This window comes from Sulfolobales archaeon (assembly GCA_038897115.1).
In the GTDB taxonomy this organism is placed as follows: Archaea; Thermoproteota; Thermoprotei_A; order Sulfolobales; family AG1; genus AG1.
This window is the reverse complement of the sequence record JAWAXC010000155.1, coordinates 1-3,778: the sequence shown is the minus strand read 5'-3', so window position 1 is coordinate 3,778 and position 3,778 is coordinate 1. Positions and strand designations below refer to the sequence as shown.

General features: G+C 45.4%; 4 protein-coding genes. 3 read left to right on the top strand and 1 reads right to left on the bottom strand.

Annotation, left to right across the window (positions count from 1 at the left end):
- Nucleotides 1-425 (top strand): aminotransferase class V-fold PLP-dependent enzyme (locus QXE01_12040; GenBank protein ID MEM4971969.1); only part of this gene is annotated, 425 nt, incomplete at its 5' end.
- On the opposite strand, the gene QXE01_12035 is transcribed toward QXE01_12040, so the two are convergent.
- On the bottom strand, nucleotides 408-2,480 hold the full coding sequence (locus QXE01_12035; GenBank protein MEM4971968.1) for a hypothetical protein: 2,073 nt from the start codon (nucleotides 2,478-2,480) through the stop codon (nucleotides 408-410). The two genes, QXE01_12040 and QXE01_12035, sit on opposite strands and share 18 nt — an antisense overlap.
- A gap of 351 nt (nucleotides 2,481-2,831) precedes the next feature.
- Here QXE01_12035 and QXE01_12030 point away from each other — a divergent pair, with 351 nt between their 5' ends.
- Both QXE01_12030 and QXE01_12025 read left to right on the top strand, forming a co-directional pair.
- A complete protein-coding gene (locus tag QXE01_12030) occupies nucleotides 2,832-3,170 on the top strand; it encodes a hypothetical protein (protein ID MEM4971967.1) in 339 nt (112 codons plus the stop codon).
- A gap of 11 nt (nucleotides 3,171-3,181) precedes the next feature.
- A partial coding sequence (locus QXE01_12025; protein ID MEM4971966.1) for a hypothetical protein occupies nucleotides 3,182-3,778 on the top strand: 597 nt, incomplete at its 3' end.

The following is a 3,778-nucleotide window of genomic DNA, read 5'->3' as shown; positions in this document are numbered from 1 at the left end:
TAGGGCTTGGAGAGGCTGCTAGATACCTCATGAGAATCGGTATGGATAATGTTCTAGAATATCTGAGGAGCCTCCAGAGCTATGGTGAGAAGCTATTGAGGGAAACCCTTGGGGATGAGATAGAGATCTATAGCCCTCCACCTGACAGGGGTGCTGGGGTTCTGAGCTTTAATATAAAGGGATTAGATCCTCATCAACTAGCCTTCCAACTAGATCTTGAGGGTATAGCGGTTAGATCAGGTCATCACTGTGCCTACCCACTACATAGGAGCCTAGGGATTGAGAAGAGTGTTAGGGCTAGCCCACATATATATAACACCTATGAGGAGATCGAGAGGCTAGCTACAGCGCTTGCAAGGATAAGAAATAGATATGTTAGTACAAAGTCATTCATAGCTACTGGAAGGCTATGCTCTTCTTGCTAGCTCTGAGATGCTCTCTAGAAGGGACTCCCTCATAATCTCCATCTCCTCCCCCCTAAGACCTATATATGCTGATACAAGCCCATCTATCCTCTCCCTCACCCAATGCCTACCCAAGATCTGCTCCTCGAGTGGGGGTAGCACCTCCTTAACCACGTCATTCAATAAAAGGGTGCTTTCACCAATAAGCTCTCTATTCTCTATCCTCCCAACATTCGGTGCTGGGAGCTCTAGGTAGTCCTGCTTATCATAGAAGATCCAGGAGCCTTTGGAGGTTTTACACAGCATAGCTATGATCGATAGGAATGGTGTGCTATTGAACCAGACTGCCAAGAGATTATGGTAGTTTGTGGCTCTACCCAATGTATAGAGATCCCCATCAGCGATCACATCATACTTGCTACTGCTTACCGCATAGAAGCTATTTCTAAGAATACTTATGTCAACCATTGCTGGGATGAAAACAACCCCATAGGGCCTCATAGAAGTGATCCTCCTATATAGATAGCTATACCAAGAGGAGCCGAATTTTCTAATTGCAGATGCGGCAGCACCGCTCCTCATGCCCCACTCAATATATCTCACAAGATCTTTCTGCAGTCTATCAATACCCTCCTCAGGGATCGATAGTATATAGTGTCGCGCATGGAGAAACATGATCCTCTCCTTACGATAGTCACTAAAAGATATAAAGGGCTTAACATATCGCCTATTTATCTCCAGCTCTCTCCCATCCTCTATATTTTTTATCACAATATAATCCCCATATTCATCCTTTATGATCCAATACCTATTTGGTAGCATGAAGAAGTCTGGAGAAACTATATCAACACCCCTTCTAATATCAATCTCAAATATGATCCTCCTAAGACTCACTATCCTACCCGAGCTAGCAAGCCTCGATATAACCTCCACCAGCCTTCGATCCATGTTGCCTCTTGTGAATAGAAGCAGCCAATTCCTATTCATAAGGCTACTAATGGCTCTTAGATTCGCTCGATTAACTCTTGCTTCCAAACCTGCCTGTATAGCTCCTCCTCTAGCTATGTTTAGCAGAGTCCTTAGCTCTATCCCATCGTCTGCATCTATGAAGAGAGTCTCACTAGATCCCGGGCTCTTTATAGCTGTTATAACGACCTCGATCCCCTGGCTCCCCCTTTTCCTACTATCCACAGAGGATTTGATTATGGATAAAACACTATATCTAGTCCTGAAAAGGCTCCTAGCTATGAAGCCTGTGAGTCTATGAAGCAGCGTTCCCCTAGCTATAGCTGATAGGATACCCTGTTCTTTGAGGATGGAGTTGGCGATTAATATAGATGCTGCTGGGGCATCTATGAAGATCCTTGATGCAGCATCCACATACCCCAGAGATACGAGGCTCTCCAGCATTATATCAGCATACTCCCTAGGGAGGTTCTCGATATCATGTGAGGGCGTTGTGGTGACTATAACATCGTATAGAAGGATCTGGGAACCGGTGCTAACAACCCTGTATAGATGTTTAAAAGCATTATCACATCTAACATATACCCTATCCACACCAGCTATAGCTATGAGGGAGGCATATGCAACAACACATGCGAGGGGGTTCTCCTCAAGCCCAAAGACCCTGGAGATCCTCTCAACACCCATAGCCTCAACAGCCCTCCTCAATAGCTCACCACTCCCCATAAAGGGATCAGCTATCGATATCCCCCAACGCTTCCCAACAAGCTCTGAGGCGAGGGATGAGGCAGCCTCTATCGAAGATCTAGAGGCTCTGAAAGGGGTCAGCATATATTTCTTAGAAACCATCTCTAGAACCTCCTCCTGATATCTATATAGATCCTCGGGAGAAGATCTACCTATATAGCTTTCAACATCCAACGAGATCTTCTCAACAAAATCCCGTGGAAGATCAAGTCCGAGGCCCTCTAGAATACGGGGGGCATCCGTGGAGCTCATTCCAAGGCTCCACAATATATATCCCAGAGAATCTAGGAGAATCTTATAAGCATCCTCCTCACTCCCCCTAACCACACCTAAATATTCAGCGACTCCACCTACTAACTTCATACCATTTCATCTTGTAACTATATCAAAAGCTAAATATATTTTCCCCAGCCTTCCCCTATTCTAGAAGGGCTGGGTCTTCGATTATGATAGTTTTGATCTGTTTGAGAATAGGTGCTGGTTATTCTCTTTAAATTTTTAAGTTCTTAGACGAACACATGTCCGGGGGTTTAATGGCTTTCACCCGTTGGCTTGGTGTAGCGCTTTTCCCAATATTAATCCTAGTTTCTTTCGTAGCACCCTATATATTTATAGGGGAGGCGCCTCCATATGTCCTCTTCATATTCTGGGCTATTATATCGCTCATCTCCATAGTCTTGGCACATATATCTCTATCTCTTAGGGGGTGAGTATATGGCTGCCGAGGGCACAGTAGCTATACCTCTTACCATATCCTTTGCTCTCTTCGTAGCCCTCTGTCTATATCTTGGAGAGCTGGCTAGGAGGAGGGGTGCGTTGGTCTCTGTTGATGAGTATTACTTAGGTAGTAGAGCTCTTAATAGGCTTCACTTCTTCTTCACATATTTTGCAACCACCTATAGCGCTTTTATGTTTGTTGGGCTTGTTGGCTATACATATCTATATGGTGTGGGAACCCTTGGATTTGAGCTGATCTATCTGATGGGGACTGCTGCCATATTGAGCATCCTAGGGCCTAGGATCTATGAGAGGGCTAAGAAACTAGGATCTTGACCCCTACACAGATGATCTATGCAAATAACGGATCGAGGATAACTAGGTATGTGGTGAGCTCCTCGTATCTAATATTCATGATACCATATATGAGTGTCCAGGTGATAGGGCCTGCAGTAGTTCTAAGCCGCTTCGGCATACCCAGAGAGGTGGCTATAGTGGTAACACTAGCAACTGTTTTTCTCTACGTTTTCTACGGTGGGTTGAAGGGCGTGGTTTATACGGATATCCTTCAAGGGGCTTTCTTCCTAGGGGTTGTGATTGTCTTTGCACTCTACCTAGCCCCTGGGCTCTCATCATCACCAGCGTATCTACACACACTGCCAGGTGGTATGGGCTTCTGGACGCCTGAGAGGTTTGTCTCGCTAACACTCCCATGGATCTTCTTCGCCCTCACAAACCCCCAGGTTCTCCAGAGAATATATATGGCTAGGAATGTGGATGATCTTTCAAGGGGGTCGATAATGTTCCTAGCAGCAGGCTATATACTAACGATCTCAATGGTGGTAGCCGGCCTAGGAGCTTCTGGCATAGCTAGATTCGATACAAAAGATCCTAACGCGATAACACCGATGATCATGACCACACTACTCCCCGAATCGCTTGTT

Bases quoted from the DNA above. Each gene is read 5' to 3' on its own strand.
- QXE01_12030 (MEM4971967.1), top strand. From the start codon at position 2,832: ATGGCTGCCGAGGGCACAGTAGCTATACCTCTTACCATATCCTTTGCT.
- QXE01_12035 (MEM4971968.1), bottom strand. From the start codon at position 2,480: ATGAAGTTAGTAGGTGGAGTCGCTGAATATTTAGGTGTGGTTAGGGGG.